Source organism: Thauera butanivorans, assembly GCF_048398245.1.
Classification (GTDB): domain Bacteria; phylum Pseudomonadota; class Gammaproteobacteria; order Burkholderiales; family Rhodocyclaceae; genus Thauera; species Thauera butanivorans.
This window is the reverse complement of record NZ_CP183038.1, coordinates 830,268-845,250: the sequence shown is the minus strand read 5'-3', so window position 1 is coordinate 845,250 and position 14,983 is coordinate 830,268. Positions and strand designations below refer to the sequence as shown.

Sequence of the window (14,983 nt, the reverse complement as noted above, 5' to 3'; positions counted from 1 at the left end):
TGGATCGCGGTGCGGCAGGTGTAGGCTGCGTTGCCGCCGCTCATTTGGCGCGGGCTGGCCGGCGGCAACGGCCGACTTCCGGTCCTCGGCCTCAGCTGCCGGTGCCTTTATGGCGCAGTCAGGCAGCAATGTGCTGGTCACCTGCCGTTCGAGCGTCAGGCGAGGGCGAACGGCGGCTTCTCCATCCTGCCAACTGGAAGTACCGACCCGTTGCGGTCATTCGTCACCTCGACCGTCTACTGGCAGGTAGTTGATTGCAGCAGTCATCCGGTGACTTGGTAGCCGGGTGTTCGTCGCCCTGGGCGGATTTTCCACGATGAGATGTGTAATGGATGCTTTACGCAAATTCCACACACCCCTGCCTATCAAGGATCGGAAATGGACGGAGGTCGTGACTTAATTACGTACGATACTGAAGTCTGTAATGTCGGCTAACTGGCGAGGCTGACGACCGGGACGCAGCTTGCCTGTCACGCGTACGTAGGCGCCGTTAGTCATGTGTGCTTGGTCAGCGATGGCGTACTGTTCCGGCGTCAATACGGTGCGAGCACGAACAGATTCACCTTCTTCAGCCAAAAGTACAGCCAGAACAACGACGCCGGAACGGCGACCGTCATCCCCCATTTCTCCATCAAGGCGCTCTACCGTGCCAATAAACGTATCCTGTTGCTCACGTTCTACAGAGCGAAGTTCCCGGCGGATTTCCTCAACCCTAGCGAAATAATCGCGCTGGATACGGATAGGCTGGGTGCGAGTCTGCGGGGGAAGGTGCCGGAGCACGGACCAGTCAAAAGTGAGGTCGAGCGAATTGTTCATCTGGTCATCGTGCATGCCAGATAGCGCCTCGCATAAGTTAGAAGAAACGAGTGGTGATGCAGAGGTACGAATGCTGTTAACAAGACTATCAATAGAGTCCGCTTCTATAGCAGACGTCAATTGCTGTAGGGCTTGGTTAAGCGATAGGGTGACTTGCCGAACAAACGGAGCATCGGAGTCGTCCAGTTCTAGGCTACCTTGCACTTCCAGCGCATTCAGTGGGCACGACACCCTCACCACATAGCTTCCCCGCTCTGTCTGCCCGAAGCGCGATTTTTCGATTAACTGATTAGCTTCGCTAAGGGAGAGGCGGGGGTGATGGGGACGAGGACGCAGAACGGTACAAGCAGCCGCCTTCAGCAGCTTCTCTGCATTGGTAATGAGGCTGCTGGCAAAGCTGAGTGGAAGATCGTAGTCATTCGCGCCGTTAAATACCCTGAGGCGCAGGACATCATCGCGAATGGAAAATAGCCTAGCTATCAACGAAGTACGGGAAACTCCCATTAATTCGCCGATTTTTCCTACAACTAGATCTACAGTTTCAGCGTAGTCGGGTGCCGTCAAATCCATTGGAAAAACAAGCTGACGACGCGGGAAGGCTGGACTACTGAAGACAAAGAGACGATCGGCCAAGGCCTGCTCGAAAACAGACCAGCCCTGAGACTTCAGGAAATCCCTTAGGTCAATTGGGGTAATTGTCTGGTCAGCGTTCACGCTTCTATCTCTTGGTATGTCGGAATTTCATTCCTTGACAATGCAGCCATTAAAGACGTCAGACCATCTGCATCAAATCGCTGCGCTTTGGGCAGATAGATGGTTTGGGCCGTCTTATTCGTGGAAGACTTTGCCCCTCGTAAACTGACCCAGTAAGCACATCGATGAAGCGATAAAGCGTCATCGGTATGCGTGATCCAGTTTTCAGCTCTGTCTGGCAGAAAAAGCACAACCAATATCCGTGGAGTGGCTACCGCCTGAGAGCGTAGATCGTCATAACGGGGAATCCCCGACAGGCTATAGGAAAGCGAATCCTGGACAGTCGCTGGCTGCTTAACCGTCGCCTTCAACTGAATCTTGAGATCGACCTCCTGCCGCCACCCACCATTAGGGAATGGCCCCCATCCTACGAGACGAGCGTCGACACCGGCGTTGTCCTCGTGCCTACCAGCAACCTCGCAACAGACGCCAGCCTTCGATGCTACTGCATGCAGATAGGCATAGCTGAGTTCCGACTCGATGTTTTCCGGGGTTAAAGGTGCCACAACCATGTATTAGATTGGTAACCCGCCGATGATACATCAACAATTATGAAAGTTGCGGGCAGGAAGTGGGAGTCCAAGAAGAGGGGTTACGCGGCCGAGACAAGCGGACAGTACCCCCGTCAGCAACTAAGCGGCTGGTGAGAGTGATCGGCGCATGGCCGCCCAGTTCGGGTCGGTCGGCGGCCCGGAGTCAACTCAGGCCGACGAGTTCGCGCAGGCTGTCCGGCCGGCTTCAGAGTGGAGCTGCCGCTTGAACATCAGCCAGGCCGTATGGGTGACCGGCAGCTTCTGGCCGATAGTACCCCCGCAGCATCATCGCCGTAAGCAGCCGCCCGCCGGCAAAAGGCGCTTGGCGGGCAGCCACGCCGGGCTCAGATCTCGATCTGCTCAGAGATCTCCAAGGCATCATCGACCTCGATGCCCAAGTACCGCACTGTCGACTCAAGCTTGGAGTGGCCGAGCAGGAGCTGAACGGCTCGCAGGTTCTTCGTGCGCTTGTAGATCAATGTCGCCTTCGTCCTCCGCATCGAGTGCGTACCGTAGGCGGAAGGATCCAAGCCAGCGGCCACCACCCAGTGCTCGACGATCCTAGCGTACTGCCGGGTAGAGACATGCGGAGAGTCGTGCAGGCGGCTCGGAAAGAGGAAATCTTCCGACCTCAAGGCGGCCTTCGCGATCCAGGCAGCCACAGCCGTGCGCGTCGGCTCTGTCAGTTCGAACTGCACAGGCCGCTGCGTTTTCCGCTGCACGACCATGGCGCGTGAGAGCACCTGGCTTCCATGCGTCACATCGCGCACCCGCAGACTGACGAGGTCACATCCTCGGAGCTTGCTGTCGATCGCGAGGTTGAACATGGCGAGGTCGCGCACTTCGTGCGCGTTCTGCAGATGAATACGGATGGCCCAGATGTCCTTGGGTTTGAGCGGTGCCTTCTGGCCCACCAGCTTCCCCTTGTTCCAGGCTTCCCGATACGGATGTTCTCGGGTTTCCATGACAGACTCCTTGCTGTTGATCGGAGTCTGATTCTTGTGCCCGTGGCGTGCGGCGGCTATCGGGGAAGATGCCCACAGCGTACTATCGGCCAGTAGCAGCCGTTCGCTCGCGACGCACAATCGGCCAGGATCGGTCATTCGAGGTTCGGGAAGAAGCTATCTGAAGTAAGGTGAAGTTTTGCCATATTTTAATTAAAGATCCTTGCCAAGAATATGCGGGATATTATTTGAGTCAGGAAAATCAATCGATTTAAACCACTTATGAGTAATAACAACAGCCACAGAAACCATCACTTTGTTCCGCGTTTTCTTCTTGCGGAATGGGCAGATAAAGACGGGAAACTTGGCGTTTTTAGGCGGCTACCTAGTGGCGCGGTGAGGTTTGATCGGCATTCCCCCAAAGCAGTCGCGAAGGTGAAGCATCTGTACTCCATTCGACGGGGGGCATCTCAACCTGACGTCTTCATCGAAAAGGATATTCTGGGCCCACACGTAGATGACATTGCCGCACCGGTACATCAACACATCCTATCTCACGGCGTAGTAAATCTATCGGATGATCAGCGTTTCATTTGGTCACGACTACTGCTCGCCGGCATGTTCCGCCTGCCCTTTATGATCAATCATTTTCGGCATCTGGGGCGAGAAAGGGTTCGCGCTAAAAACGGGGAGGCGGCGGCTTCTCATGTCGATGCTCTGGACGAAGGGCTAAAGCTCTTTGTAGCGGCGATAGGTTCACAAAAGTACAACAGAAAAATTCGCTCCGCCGAATGGACGGTATTTAAAGTGCCATCTGGATGGAAGGACGCATTGATCTGCGATCTACCGTTTGCCTATTTTGGCGACTTCTTTAAAGATGCATTTGCGCTAGTTCTGCCTATATCTCCTCGCCAATTCTTCGTATGTTCGAGTGGTAAATACATCGAAAAATTTGCTCACATGAATCATGATTGGATGACGAAAGTAACGAATACTAGGCTGGTCCAACATGCAGATCAATATGTTTACACGACTGATTTGAGGCATCAGGGCTTAGTTGAGAAGTGGCTAAGATCGTATTCACTTGACTCATAAACCTGACGTTGCTTTTCGACTCTAAGTTTTTTGAGCTCAGCAAAGAAGGTGGATCCGGAGAGAAAGTTTCCATGGGAGGAAATTCGCACCCTGTCCACTCCCGCTGAAAGTTAGTGATGAGTCAAACTTCCGCTTTGGGTCGGGTCCGGCAGTAGCACGAAGTGACCAGCGGTCATTGACCTGCCTCGGCGGCTGAACGGCCGTTGACCGCCGCATTGCCGCCTGAGCTTCGTCACATACCCAACAGCAGCAGTGGCCGAACTCCTGTCCTTGTCAGACCGTTTCCTCAAGCTGCTCCTTCCCGATATCTGCTGCCAGGTCTGCGCTGACACGACCGCCACCCTCCCCCACGCCGATAAAACCGCCCCTCCACCCAATGATGGCTCGCCACCGCGCACATCAACCCCAGCGTGCCGCCGACGGCGAGGATGGCGGGCCAGTCGTGGTTTTCCCAGCCCTGCTCGCGCAGCGCGCGCATGATCGGGTAATGCCACAGATACAGGCCATATGACATCCTGCCCAGCCACGCAAGAACGGCGCCGCCCAGCCAGGACGGGCGGGCGACGACCAGCAGCGCGGCGGCGGCTTCGGCCACGGTGAAGCCGTATTGCACGGTCACGATCCACTTCGTGCTGTAGAAGGTCAGGGCGAAAGCCAGTATCACGATGCCTGCCATCGCCATGCAGGCCGCAGTGCGGCGCTCGGGTGCGGGCGGGTTCAGCAGGCCGATGAAACTGCCCAGCAGCAGGCCGCTGCAATGGGTGTCGGTGCGGATGTAGAACGCCCAGACATCGCCAAGGTGTTCCGGGCTGGCCGCGCGCCAGGCGGTGGCCAGCAGGTACAGCGCCGCCAGCGTGGCCAATGCGGCGGGGCGCGGCATTTTCAGTACGATCAGCAGCACCAGCGGCCACAGCAGATAGAACTGCATCTCCACCGCCAGGCTCCAGACATTGCCCAGAATGGCAACCGGCTCGCCGAAGGCGCTGGCGTAGTTGAGCAGATACAGCGCGGACCACCACGCGTCGCGCACATGGCGCGCGAACGGCACTTCCGCGAACAGCCACGGCGCAGCCAGCAGATAGGCCGCCAGCATCGTCAGCAGCGCGGGGCTCAGGCGGCGGATGCGGCGCCGCATGAAGGCGCGGTAGCGGATGGTGCCGCTTTGCGCATGCTCCTCGGCAAGCAGGCGGGTGACCAGATAGCCCGACAGCACGAAAAACACATCCACGCCGAAGAAGCCACCCGGCAAGCCCGGAATCCGCGCATGGTAGGCAACGATGACGAGCGCGGCGATGGCCCGGATGCCGTCGAGCGAAGCGGTATAGGGCATGGCGGTGCGTCAATCGGCGCCGACGGGCGCGAGTACGGCAGCGGTGCCAGATCCAGCGCCGGGCCGCGCATAGTGCGCGTCCAGGGCGCGGTAGAGCGCGAGCGTCATGTCGTCGGTGGAACTGCCGCCGCGCTTCATGCCGTTGCCGATCCACACCGTCACCCCGCCCCGCTCGTCGAGAATGGCGACCGACGAAGCGGCATACAGGAAGCCGGGCTGCACATGGACGCGCAGATCGCCATCGCCGGCCTTGTACGGAAACACCGCATGGCCGTAGCAGTCGCGCAATGCGTCCTGCCTGCAATCCGCTGCGACGTCGTAACGGGTCAGCAGGCCCTTGCCCTGCCGATGCAATTCCGCCAGCAGTGCGGCCAGCGCGCTGGCGCTGCCGGACAGCCCGGCCGAGGACGACAGCGCGGCAAAGTCGAAATGACGCGAATAGTCCGGGCCGTAGAAATCGCTGTTGCGGAAATCGTAGCGGACCTCGTCCGCAAGATAAGGGCCGTCGACGAAGCGGATGCCCCTGGCCGCCAGGCCGTATTCCCTTTCCAGCAGATCGCGGAAGCCGGTGTGCGTGGCCTGTTCCAGGATGACCCCGAGCAGGCAGTAATTGAGGTTGGAATAAGCATGGCGCGTGCCGGGGTCGAAATCCAGCCGGGCGCGGGCCAGTTGCGCAAGCTCGCCGGGGCACCACGGCCGGGTGGCGTGGATGACCATCGGGTCCGGCGAACGCAGGCGGTCGAAACCCGCACTATGGCGCAACAGGTCTTCCACCGTGATGCGGGCGATGCGTTCGTCCCGCAGCGCGGGGATGGGCGACAGCCAGGCCAGGATCGGCGTGTCCAGCGCCAACGCCCCCGCCTGCTGCTGGCGCAGCACGGCGTCGGCCGTCAGCAACTTGGTCATGCTCGCATAGCGGAAACGGCTGTGCTCGTTGACGCGAGGCGACAGCAGAGGCTGGTCCTGCCAGCCGTGCTCGCAATGGTGCAAGCTGCCGTCGGGAGCGGAATAGGCGATCTGGCTGGCCGGCGAGGCGTTGTCCCACAAGGCGGTGTGCATTGCCGTTTGCATCCAGGCCGGCGCATGTGGTGAGCACTGCAGGGTCGGCTGGGTCAGCAGCGCCTGGGCGGGGTACAGCAGGCGCTGCACGCCGAGGCGGTCGGTGATCCAGAAGTGAGCGAACAGCGCTATGACGACGCAGCCGACGAGGGCCGCCAGGAAAAGCCTAAGGTTTTTGCGCATCGCGGTGGCAAAGAGAGGTTTGCCAGAGTGCTGCCCGGATAGTTTGCTACGAACCAGCTTTGGCAGAGGGGCCACCTTGGCCGAGTACCAGTGCAAAGGACGCCGCTGCAACCAGTGATGCTACAAACCGACGACGAACGGTCTTGCTGATTTCCTTTGCTTCATCAGAACTGCGAGACGTGTATGTATTCATTTCGACCTCCTTTGCTGCATGTAAAAACCCAGATAAACCGGAAAGCTGAATTTGAATGACACAGCAACGTCCACTGACACCGATACCTGCGGAATCGAACCGCACTCCCTACCCATCTGCCAAAGTTGGCTCACACGTTTCCTATTTCCGCACTCAACCTTACCGTTATTGCTTACCAGACTGAACTACGGCTCTTTGTGCTCGAAAAATCTAAGACCAGACAGCGAGTCATGAGATTTTAAGAATTCAATTGCCTTGGCATAGGCTGCAGCTTCTCCCCCCGACATATCGTGATGATGTTTACTGATATCACGCAAGTCAATTGAATCAGATGTAATCGGAAGAATGGAAGCGGTACCACTGTTACAGGTCAGCCCAGGAGATGCCACCACCCAAAAGCTATAACAAGTCTGTACTTCATCGCCGAGCTGATCAAGCAAACCAGCCTCCTCCTGCCTCTCCGGAGGAACACCATAGAACCGAATGACGGATTTAATCACGATGCCACTCCATTTCTGTTCTGCTTGATTACCGCTTCAATTTTTTGGAGAAAATTAATATGAAAATTGACAGTGCGGCAAAAAAAAGCGCTCCGACACCGTCACCCGCTCTGTCAAATCCGGTGTCGTCAAACCTTGGTTTGCCAACACCGGATTCATCGGGAGAAAATCTCCAAACGCCCTATTGGAAAATTTCTTTGTTAAGGATCAACCACCGGCGGGGGGATCAGTATCCTCAGGGTCTGCACCAAGTTCAGCCTTGCAACCAGCCGGCCGATAAGTTACGGCCACATCAGTACTGCAACCCCACACGCCTGTCGGAGTGCGCGTCCAAGCCAATTGCTTTGTACGAAGAATGGTCGCAGCAGCTTGTCCAAAGGTTGCAGTAATAACGGTGTCATCATCGGCACCTGCAGGCATGGTAACGACGAGACCGGGATCCTGAACTGTAAAGTCGCCGCCAGCGTCATCACCCAGTAGATTGCTGTTCGTCCAACCAAGCTGGCATTCATCTGCATCAGGTGTCCCACCAGGGAGAGTGATTGTTGTCTTACCGTCCATGATGCAAGTTTCCACCGCCGTACGCATCGAAGCGGTCTCACTCATCACACGGGAAACCTGCGAACGGGCGACGTAATCCTGATACTGCGGAATGGCGATAGCCGCCAAAATGCCGATGATCGCCACGACGATCATCAGTTCGATCAGGGTGAAACCCTGTTGAGCCTTTTTCATGATCCTGCTCCTTGCACGATGAAAAGATGGGAATCCGATGCCGCATGCATCGATACGGCGCCTTCCGTACATCCTTTCGCAACCTCCGTGCCAGACGGAATCAGGGTTGAAAGGGCTTGAATCCGTGATTTATTTGGCGTTTCCCTGGCATGCCGGCCCGTGCCACGGCCGGGGCTGGCGCGGCGGGCTGCGCCATTGGCAAGTGCTGGCACGGCTTGCTGTGCCAAGGCTTGCCGCGTCTGTATGCCATCGGCGAGATTCGCGTCTGGCGTGCTTCAGTGTTTGCAGTGCGTGAGGGATCGCCTTGGGCCAGCAAGCTCCAGGCGATCAGGCGGGGCCTTCGGGTTCTCGGTTTACAATTCCGGATCGGCTGCGCCGCATCGATGGTGCTGGCGGCGTCACGATTCTTGCTTCACGGCATCAGCGGGCGGCGAGCTTCCGGCCTGGCGCCTGCTGCCGCGCTCCCGACAGCCCTTCCCACGAACATCTTCCCCCGCGAGGCCGGTGCCATGTCCTTCATCTCCCTGAACACCGCGATTTCGATCACCGGCTTGAGCCGCCGCACGCTGTGGCGGCGCATTGCCGATGGCAGTCTGCGGCAGGAGGGCGGCGGCAGGGAAATGCCCCCGGGGGCGGCCACCCGTGTTGCGCTCGATGACGTGCTTGCGCTGTCGCCGCTGAAGCTGGCGGCCGAGGACCGGGCGTTGATCGAGGATGCGGATGCCGGCGGGCCGGAAGCGCAGTGCGACCTGGCGCTGTTGCTGCTGGGCCAGGATCAGGCGGCCGAGGCGGTGGCCTGGCTGCGCAAGGCGGCGCAGAACCTGTACCCCGAGGCGATGCACTGGCTGGGGCGCTGCCATGTCGCCGGCACCGGCGTGGCGGCGGACGAGGCCGTGGGCATCGACTGGATCGCCCAGGCGGCACGGCGCGGCCACGCCACCGCCGCGCACATGCTGCGTTTTCTCGAAGACCCGGCGCGCCCTGCGCTGGACGCCACCGCGCTGGAGGCGGTGCTCGACGGCATCGAGCGCGAAGTGGTGCTGCAGGCGCTGACCGAACAGGCGCAGGGCGCCGGCCGGCCCCTGCCCTGATCCGGCGAATCTTCGCCCGCCTGGCCGATCAATCCGCGCCGCGCGCGCAATGCACGGCCAGCCATACGGTGGCCGGCGCGGTCGATTCCACCCGATGCCGGCAGCCGGCGGGGATTTCCACCCAGTCTCCCGGCAGCAGCCTGATGCGCTGGCCGTCGGCAAAGCCGAGTTCGGCCTCGCCCTGCAGCAGCACGACCCATTCGTCTTCGGCCTGGTCGTACCAGAAGCCCGGCGGGCTGGCGTGGCCGTGCGACACGATGCGTTCGACCCGGCAGGCCGCGCCGGCGAACAGGGTGTGGAAATCCTCGTCGGCGCCCGCCGCGGGCAGCGGTGCGTAAAGGTTGCCCCGCCTGGGCCGGAAGGCGCTCACGTCAGTCGAGCACCAGGGCCAGCGCGATCGACAGGAACAGCACGGCGGCGACGTTGCCGATCAGCACCATCGAGGCCACCTTGTCCGGCTCCTGGCCGTAGCGCTCGGCGAACATGTAGTTGAGGACCGCCGGCGGCAGCGCGCCGAATACCAGCAGCAGCGCCTGCTCGCGCGGCGGCAGCTCGATCACCAGCATGATGGCCCACGCCAGCGCCATGCCGACGACCGGGCGCAGCACGGCGCCGAACAGCCCGAAGCCGATCGAGCCGATGCGCGAGCCCGCCAGGCGCACGCCGAGGCCGAACAGCATCAGCGGAATCGAGATTTCGCCCAGCATGCGGATCGCGGTCAGCAGCGGCGGCCAGACTTCGAACTGGGTCAGGCTGACGGCGATGCCCAGGAAGGTCGCCAGCACCGACGGTACTTTCCAGACCGTGAACACATTGACGCGATGGTCGAACAGCCAGGCGCCGAACGAGAAGTGGATCAGGTTCGACACCATGAACAGCACCACCATCGGCGCCAGCGCGGCTTCGCCGAAGGCGAGCACGGCCAGCGGCAGGCCGAGGTTGCCGCAGTTGTTGAACATGATCGGCGGCACCAGGGTCTTCGGTTCGATGCCGGCCACCCGCGCCACGGCCCAGGCGACGAGGCCGGAGCCGACCACCATCAGCGTGGTGGCAAGGACCAGCGGCAGGTAGGCGCTGACGTCGAAAGCCTTGTTGGCGAGCGCCGCGAACACCAGCGCCGGCACGAACACGTCCATGTTCAGCTTGTTGGCGTGGGACAGCTCCGGCTTGACGCGGCGGCCGACGAAATAGCCCAGCGCGGTGATCGCGAAGAGCGGGAAGAGGATTTCGACGATTCGGATCAGCATGGGAAATTCGCAGAAAGTAAGCCACGTCCATGAACGGGAACGCCCCGGGGGCGGACTTCATCCGCTTCCGGGGCGCATGCAGTGGAGGAGCGCTCAGAGCACGTAGCGCGCCAGGTCTTCCCGCTGAGCCAGCATGTCGAGCCGGCCGTCGACGTAGGCCGCATCGACCACGACCTTGCCGAGCGTGGCCTTGCCCGCCTCGAAGGAGACTTCCTCGAGCAGTTTCTCCATCACCGTGTACAGGCGGCGGGCGCCGATGTTCTCGGTCTTTTCATTGACCTGGTAGGCGATTTCCGCCAGCCGGCGGATGCCGTCGGAGGTGAAATCGATCTCGACGCCGTCGGTCGCCAGCAGCGCCTCGTACTGGCGCGTCAGGCAGGCGTCGGTGCTGGTGAGGATGCGCTCGAAGTCCTCGACCGACAGCGATTCCAGTTCGACGCGGATCGGGAAGCGGCCCTGCAGTTCGGGAATCAGGTCGCTGGGCTTGGACAGGTGGAAGGCGCCGCTGGCGATGAACAGGACGTGATCGGTCTTGATCATGCCGTACTTGGTCGAGATCGTGGTGCCTTCTACCAGCGGCAGCAGGTCGCGCTGCACGCCCTGGCGCGACACGTCGGCGCCGTGCGCATCGCTGCGGGCGGCAATCTTGTCGACTTCGTCGAGGAAGACGATGCCGTTCTGCTCGACCGAGCGCACGGCTTCGAGCTTGACCTCTTCGTCGTTGATCATGCGCGCGGCTTCCTCGTCGGCGAGCAGCTTCAGCGCCTCGCGGATCTTCAGCTTGCGCTGCCTCTTCTTGCCGCCGCCCAGGTTCTGGAACATGCCCTGGATCTGCTGGGTCAGTTCCTCCATGCCCGGCGGGGCGAAGATTTCGGCCTGCATCGACGGCGCCGCCACCTCGATGTCGATTTCCTTGTCGTCCAGCTCGCCTTCGCGCAGCTTCTTGCGGAATTTCTGCCGCGTGGCCGAATCCTGCGTCGGCTCGGGCTCGGCATTGAAGCCCATCGCCCGCGCCGGCGGCAGCAGGGCGTCGAGTACACGGTCCTCGGCGGCGTCGAGGGCGCGGTCGCGCACCCGCTTCATCGCCCGCTCGCGGCCATCCTTGATGGCGATTTCCATCAGGTCGCGGATGATGGTGTCCACATCGCGGCCGACGTAGCCCACTTCGGTGAACTTGGTCGCCTCGATCTTGATGAAGGGGGCGTTGGCCAGGCGCGCCAGGCGGCGGGCGATCTCGGTCTTGCCGACGCCGGTGGGGCCGATCATCAGGATGTTCTTGGGCGTGATCTCGCTGCGCAGCGGCTCTTCCACCTGGGCACGGCGCCAGCGGTTGCGCAAGGCGATGGCGACGGCCTTCTTGGCCTTGTCCTGGCCGACGATGTGCTTGTCGAGTTCGGAGACGATCTCCGGCGGGGTCATCTGGGTCATGCGTTCGCTCTCAATCCAGCACTTCGATGGTGTGATGGTGATTGGTGTAGATGCAGAGGTCGGCGGCGATGCCGAGCGCCTTGGAGACGACTTCGGCCGGCGCCAGTTCGGTGTTCTCGATCAGCGCGCGCGCGGCCGACTGCGCGTAGGCGCCGCCGCTGCCGATGGCGACGATGCCCTGCTCGGGTTCGAGCACGTCGCCGTTGCCGGTGATGATCAGCGAATGGTCGCGGTCGGCGACCGCCAGCATGGCTTCGAGCCGGCGCAGCATGCGGTCGGTGCGCCAGTCCTTGGCCAGCTCCACCGCCGAACGCAGCAGGTTGCCCTGGTGCTTGTCGAGCTTGGCCTCGAAGCGCTCGAACAGCGTGAAGGCGTCGGCCGTGCCGCCGGCGAAACCGGCCAGGATCTGGCCGTCGTACAGTGTGCGCACCTTGCGCGCCGAGGCCTTGATGACGATGTTGCCCAGCGTGACCTGGCCGTCGCCGCCGAGGGCGACCCGATTGCCGCGCCGCACCGACAGGATGGTTGTACCGCGATATTGTTCCATGACGATTCCCCGCCGGCTCGCGGCCGGCGTTGCTATATAGATTCAGTGGCGCAGCGTGACGTGCGCGACCTGGTCGACGCTCATGACGCGCAGCAGCGCCGCCACCATGGCATTGACGTTGAAAAGGGTCACGAGTTTACCCTGAGCCTTGACCGTGGCGAGAATGTTGAACAGCAGGCCCGCGCAGACGAAATCGACCCGGTGCAGCTGCGCACAGTCCACCTTCAGTTCCCTGCGCTCCGCCGCGAGGCTGGCGAGCCGTTTCAGCGATTCGTTCGCGGCCCCGCACAGCTCGCCGCAAAGCCGGGGCACGTCACCCGCCACCGCGTCCGCCTCCGGCTCGGCGCACTTCGGCACGGCCGCCGCGATGCCTTTCCACGACGGCGGCGACTCCTCGAACGTGACCGCGTAGTCGATGGCGAGGTTTTCGAAGCGTTGCTGATCGCCGGTGAATTGCAACAATTCGAGCAGCAGCAGCCAGGTGTCGCGCCCTTCCGCCTGGCCCGCGACGGCCCGCCGGGCCAGATCCTCGATGAAAGGCTCGACGCTCGACAGGCTGACCTTGACACGCTCGGCCAACAGGCTTTCGAGCAGCGTCAGCAAGGCGCTACAGCCGGCATCCGCAACGTTGCGCAGCCTGCCGACATCGATGCGCACGGTCCCGCTGCGACGCGCGACGGCAGCGATCTGGGCGAGCTGGGTTTCCCCCTGGGCGGCCAGGTTGCCGGACAGGCCGACCGCCGGCATGCGCTCCCCGCTCGTGCGCCCTCCCTTGGGCGACAAATCCACCCACGGCGGCGGCGAACGCTCGAAGCGCATGGCGTAGTCGAGCACGCGCGCCTCGAAGCGCTCGCGCTGGCCGGTCAGGCGGTACAGATCCAGCAGCATCATCCACAGCCCCTCGCCCGTCGCCGCCTTCGGGTCGTCGAGCGTCGCCGTCAGCACCTGCTCGGCTTCGGCCACGCCGCCATTGGCGTACAGGATCGCCGCCTCTTCGAACACCGCACCGATGCCGGCCCCGACTTCCTGGACCTCGACGCCGCCCACGGCCATGGAGAGGCCGTGATCGGCCCCGGTGCCGGTGAAATCGAGTTCGGACAGCACGGTCGGCGACGGGCGCCCGGTTTCGCCGACATCCTCGGCCGGCCCGGTCTGCCGCTCACCGCCCGGCCGTTTCCGGCCGAAAAAGGAAAGTGCCACGCTGTGCTTCGTCCCAAGTATTTGCCACGGACTCCAGGAACCCGGACGGAGGATAGCATTTCCCGCAATCCGCCTGCGAAAACAGGCCCGCGCACGGCCGTTCGCGGGGATTACGTTTTGTAAATGTCCGCATCTTCACGCGCCACTGGACGACCTCACAGGCTCGGATAGAATGCTGCGATGCAACCAGAAATTGCCGCTGCCTCACCACCGCAGGAGCGCCTGCCGCAGGGCCTTCCGTCCCCGGCGGTTTCGTTCGCCCTGCCGATCCGCGTCTATTACGAAGACACCGACGCGGGCGGTGTCGTCTACTACGCCAACTACCTGCGCTTCTGCGAGCGGGCGCGCACCGAATGGCTGCGCGCGCTCGGCGTCGAGCAGCAGGCGCTGCTGGATTCGGCCGGCATCGCCTTCGTCGTGCGCTCGGTGAAGGCGGATTACCTGCAGCCCGCCCGCCTCGACGACGTCCTGCAGGTCGTCAGCCACATCGCCACCCTGCGCCGCGCCAGCCTGGTGTTCGAGCAGGAAATCCGGCGCGACGGGCAACTTCTGTTCACCGCCCAAGTCCTAATCGCCTGCATCGACCATCGGCGGCAGAAGCCGGTGCAGATTCCGGCCCCGCTGTACGCCCATCTCCATGCCCACCTCGAAAGCCTAGCATGACCGTCACCCACGACCTTTCCATCCTCAGCCTCATCAGCCAGGCCAGCGTCCTCGTCCAGCTCGTCATGGCCCTGCTCGCGGCATTGTCGCTGGTGTCCTGGTACTGGATCTTCCGCAAGTCGTTCCAGATCCGCGCCGCGCGCACCCAGACCGACGGGTTCGAGCGCGACTTCTGGAGCGGCGGCGACCTCAACACCTTGTTCGATGCCGCCACCCGCAACGAAAACGGCGGCATGGAGCGCATCTTCGAATCGGGCTACCGCGAATACACCAAGCTGCGGGCCAAGGGCCACGACCACCCGGCCATCCTCGACGGCGCGCGGCGCGCGATGCGCGCGACCTACCAGCGCGAAGTCGACGACCTCGAAGCCCATCTCGCCTTCCTCGCCTCGGTCGGCTCGGTGTCGCCCTACATCGGCCTGCTCGGCACCGTGTGGGGCATCATGAACTCCTTCCGCGGGCTTTCCAGCGTCGGCGCGGCCACGCTCGCCCAGGTCGCCCCCGGCATCGCCGAGGCGCTGGTCGCGACCGCGATCGGCCTGTTCGCGGCGATTCCGGCCGTCGTCGCCTACAACCGCTTCGCGCACGACATCGACCGCCTGGGCATCCGCTTCGAGAGCTTCATCGAAGAGTTTTCCAACATCCTGCAGCGCAACCTGCGCTGAC

General features: G+C 62.0%; 16 protein-coding genes. 4 read left to right on the top strand and 12 right to left on the bottom strand.

Going from position 1 to position 14,983, the window contains the following annotated elements:
* Positions 1-396: 396 nt before the first annotated feature.
* From ACNQFN_RS04065 to ACNQFN_RS04055, 3 genes are all read right to left on the bottom strand, one after another.
* Positions 397-1,530, bottom strand: a complete 1,134-nt coding sequence (locus ACNQFN_RS04065; RefSeq protein WP_418648040.1) for a hypothetical protein — start codon at positions 1,528-1,530, stop codon at positions 397-399.
* On the bottom strand, positions 1,527-2,081 hold the full coding sequence (locus ACNQFN_RS04060) for a DUF4365 domain-containing protein (RefSeq protein WP_418648039.1): 555 nt from the start codon (positions 2,079-2,081) through the stop codon (positions 1,527-1,529). The genes ACNQFN_RS04065 and ACNQFN_RS04060 overlap by 4 nt, the downstream gene beginning before the upstream one ends.
* 365 nt (positions 2,082-2,446) lie before the next feature.
* Positions 2,447-3,067 (bottom strand): tyrosine-type recombinase/integrase, encoded by a 621-nt coding sequence (locus ACNQFN_RS04055; RefSeq protein ID WP_418648038.1) that lies wholly within the window; start codon positions 3,065-3,067, stop codon positions 2,447-2,449.
* 261 nt (positions 3,068-3,328) lie between these two features.
* Here ACNQFN_RS04055 and ACNQFN_RS04050 point away from each other — a divergent pair, with 261 nt between their 5' ends.
* Entirely contained in the window at positions 3,329-4,141 is an 813-nt protein-coding gene (locus tag ACNQFN_RS04050) for a DUF4238 domain-containing protein (protein ID WP_418648037.1), read from the top strand.
* A 286-nt stretch (positions 4,142-4,427) separates the two neighbouring features.
* On the opposite strand, the gene ACNQFN_RS04045 is transcribed toward ACNQFN_RS04050, so the two are convergent.
* The 4 genes from ACNQFN_RS04045 to ACNQFN_RS04030 form a co-directional block, all read right to left on the bottom strand.
* Complete coding sequence (locus tag ACNQFN_RS04045; protein ID WP_418648036.1) at positions 4,428-5,471, bottom strand: acyltransferase family protein; 1,044 nt, start codon at positions 5,469-5,471, stop codon at positions 4,428-4,430.
* A gap of 9 nt (positions 5,472-5,480) precedes the next feature.
* Positions 5,481-6,713 carry a serine hydrolase domain-containing protein gene (locus tag ACNQFN_RS04040; RefSeq protein ID WP_418648035.1) on the bottom strand — a complete coding sequence of 411 codons (1,233 nt, stop codon included), beginning with the start codon at positions 6,711-6,713 and terminating at the stop codon, positions 5,481-5,483.
* A gap of 378 nt (positions 6,714-7,091) precedes the next feature.
* Positions 7,092-7,406 (bottom strand): hypothetical protein, encoded by a 315-nt coding sequence (locus ACNQFN_RS04035; protein WP_418648034.1) that lies wholly within the window; start codon positions 7,404-7,406, stop codon positions 7,092-7,094.
* Between the two features lie 207 nt (positions 7,407-7,613).
* The gene (locus ACNQFN_RS04030) at positions 7,614-8,141 is read right to left on the bottom strand and encodes a pilin (protein WP_418648033.1); all 528 of its coding nucleotides are present in this window, start codon (positions 8,139-8,141) and stop codon (positions 7,614-7,616) included.
* A 509-nt stretch (positions 8,142-8,650) separates the two neighbouring features.
* Between ACNQFN_RS04030 and ACNQFN_RS04025 the strand changes: the two genes are divergently transcribed.
* Positions 8,651-9,232, top strand: coding sequence for a hypothetical protein (locus ACNQFN_RS04025; RefSeq protein WP_418648032.1), 582 nt, complete (start codon positions 8,651-8,653; stop codon positions 9,230-9,232).
* Positions 9,233-9,260: 28 nt separating this feature from the next.
* On the opposite strand, the gene ACNQFN_RS04020 is transcribed toward ACNQFN_RS04025, so the two are convergent.
* The 5 genes from ACNQFN_RS04020 to ACNQFN_RS04000 all read right to left on the bottom strand — a co-directional run bounded on the left by ACNQFN_RS04020 (position 9,261) and on the right by ACNQFN_RS04000 (position 13,654).
* The gene (locus ACNQFN_RS04020) at positions 9,261-9,602 is read right to left on the bottom strand and encodes a cupin domain-containing protein (RefSeq protein WP_418648031.1); all 342 of its coding nucleotides are present in this window, start codon (positions 9,600-9,602) and stop codon (positions 9,261-9,263) included.
* A gap of 1 nt (position 9,603) precedes the next feature.
* The gene (locus ACNQFN_RS04015) at positions 9,604-10,479 is read right to left on the bottom strand and encodes an AEC family transporter (protein ID WP_418648030.1); all 876 of its coding nucleotides are present in this window, start codon (positions 10,477-10,479) and stop codon (positions 9,604-9,606) included.
* 93 nt (positions 10,480-10,572) lie between these two features.
* A complete protein-coding gene (gene hslU / locus ACNQFN_RS04010) occupies positions 10,573-11,907 on the bottom strand; it encodes an ATP-dependent protease ATPase subunit HslU (protein WP_418648029.1) in 1,335 nt (444 codons plus the stop codon).
* A gap of 10 nt (positions 11,908-11,917) precedes the next feature.
* Complete coding sequence (gene hslV, locus ACNQFN_RS04005) at positions 11,918-12,454, bottom strand: ATP-dependent protease subunit HslV (protein ID WP_068639493.1); 537 nt, start codon at positions 12,452-12,454, stop codon at positions 11,918-11,920.
* Positions 12,455-12,496: 42 nt separating this feature from the next.
* A complete protein-coding gene (locus ACNQFN_RS04000) occupies positions 12,497-13,654 on the bottom strand; it encodes an STAS domain-containing protein (RefSeq protein ID WP_418648028.1) in 1,158 nt (385 codons plus the stop codon).
* 180 nt (positions 13,655-13,834) lie between these two features.
* Between ACNQFN_RS04000 and ybgC the strand changes: the two genes are divergently transcribed.
* Together ybgC and tolQ are read left to right on the top strand one after the other, a co-directional pair.
* A complete protein-coding gene (gene ybgC / locus ACNQFN_RS03995; protein ID WP_418648027.1) occupies positions 13,835-14,317 on the top strand; it encodes a tol-pal system-associated acyl-CoA thioesterase in 483 nt (160 codons plus the stop codon).
* Complete coding sequence (gene tolQ, locus ACNQFN_RS03990) at positions 14,314-14,982, top strand: protein TolQ (RefSeq protein ID WP_068639490.1); 669 nt, start codon at positions 14,314-14,316, stop codon at positions 14,980-14,982. The genes ybgC and tolQ overlap by 4 nt, the downstream gene beginning before the upstream one ends.
* Position 14,983 lies beyond the last annotated feature (1 nt).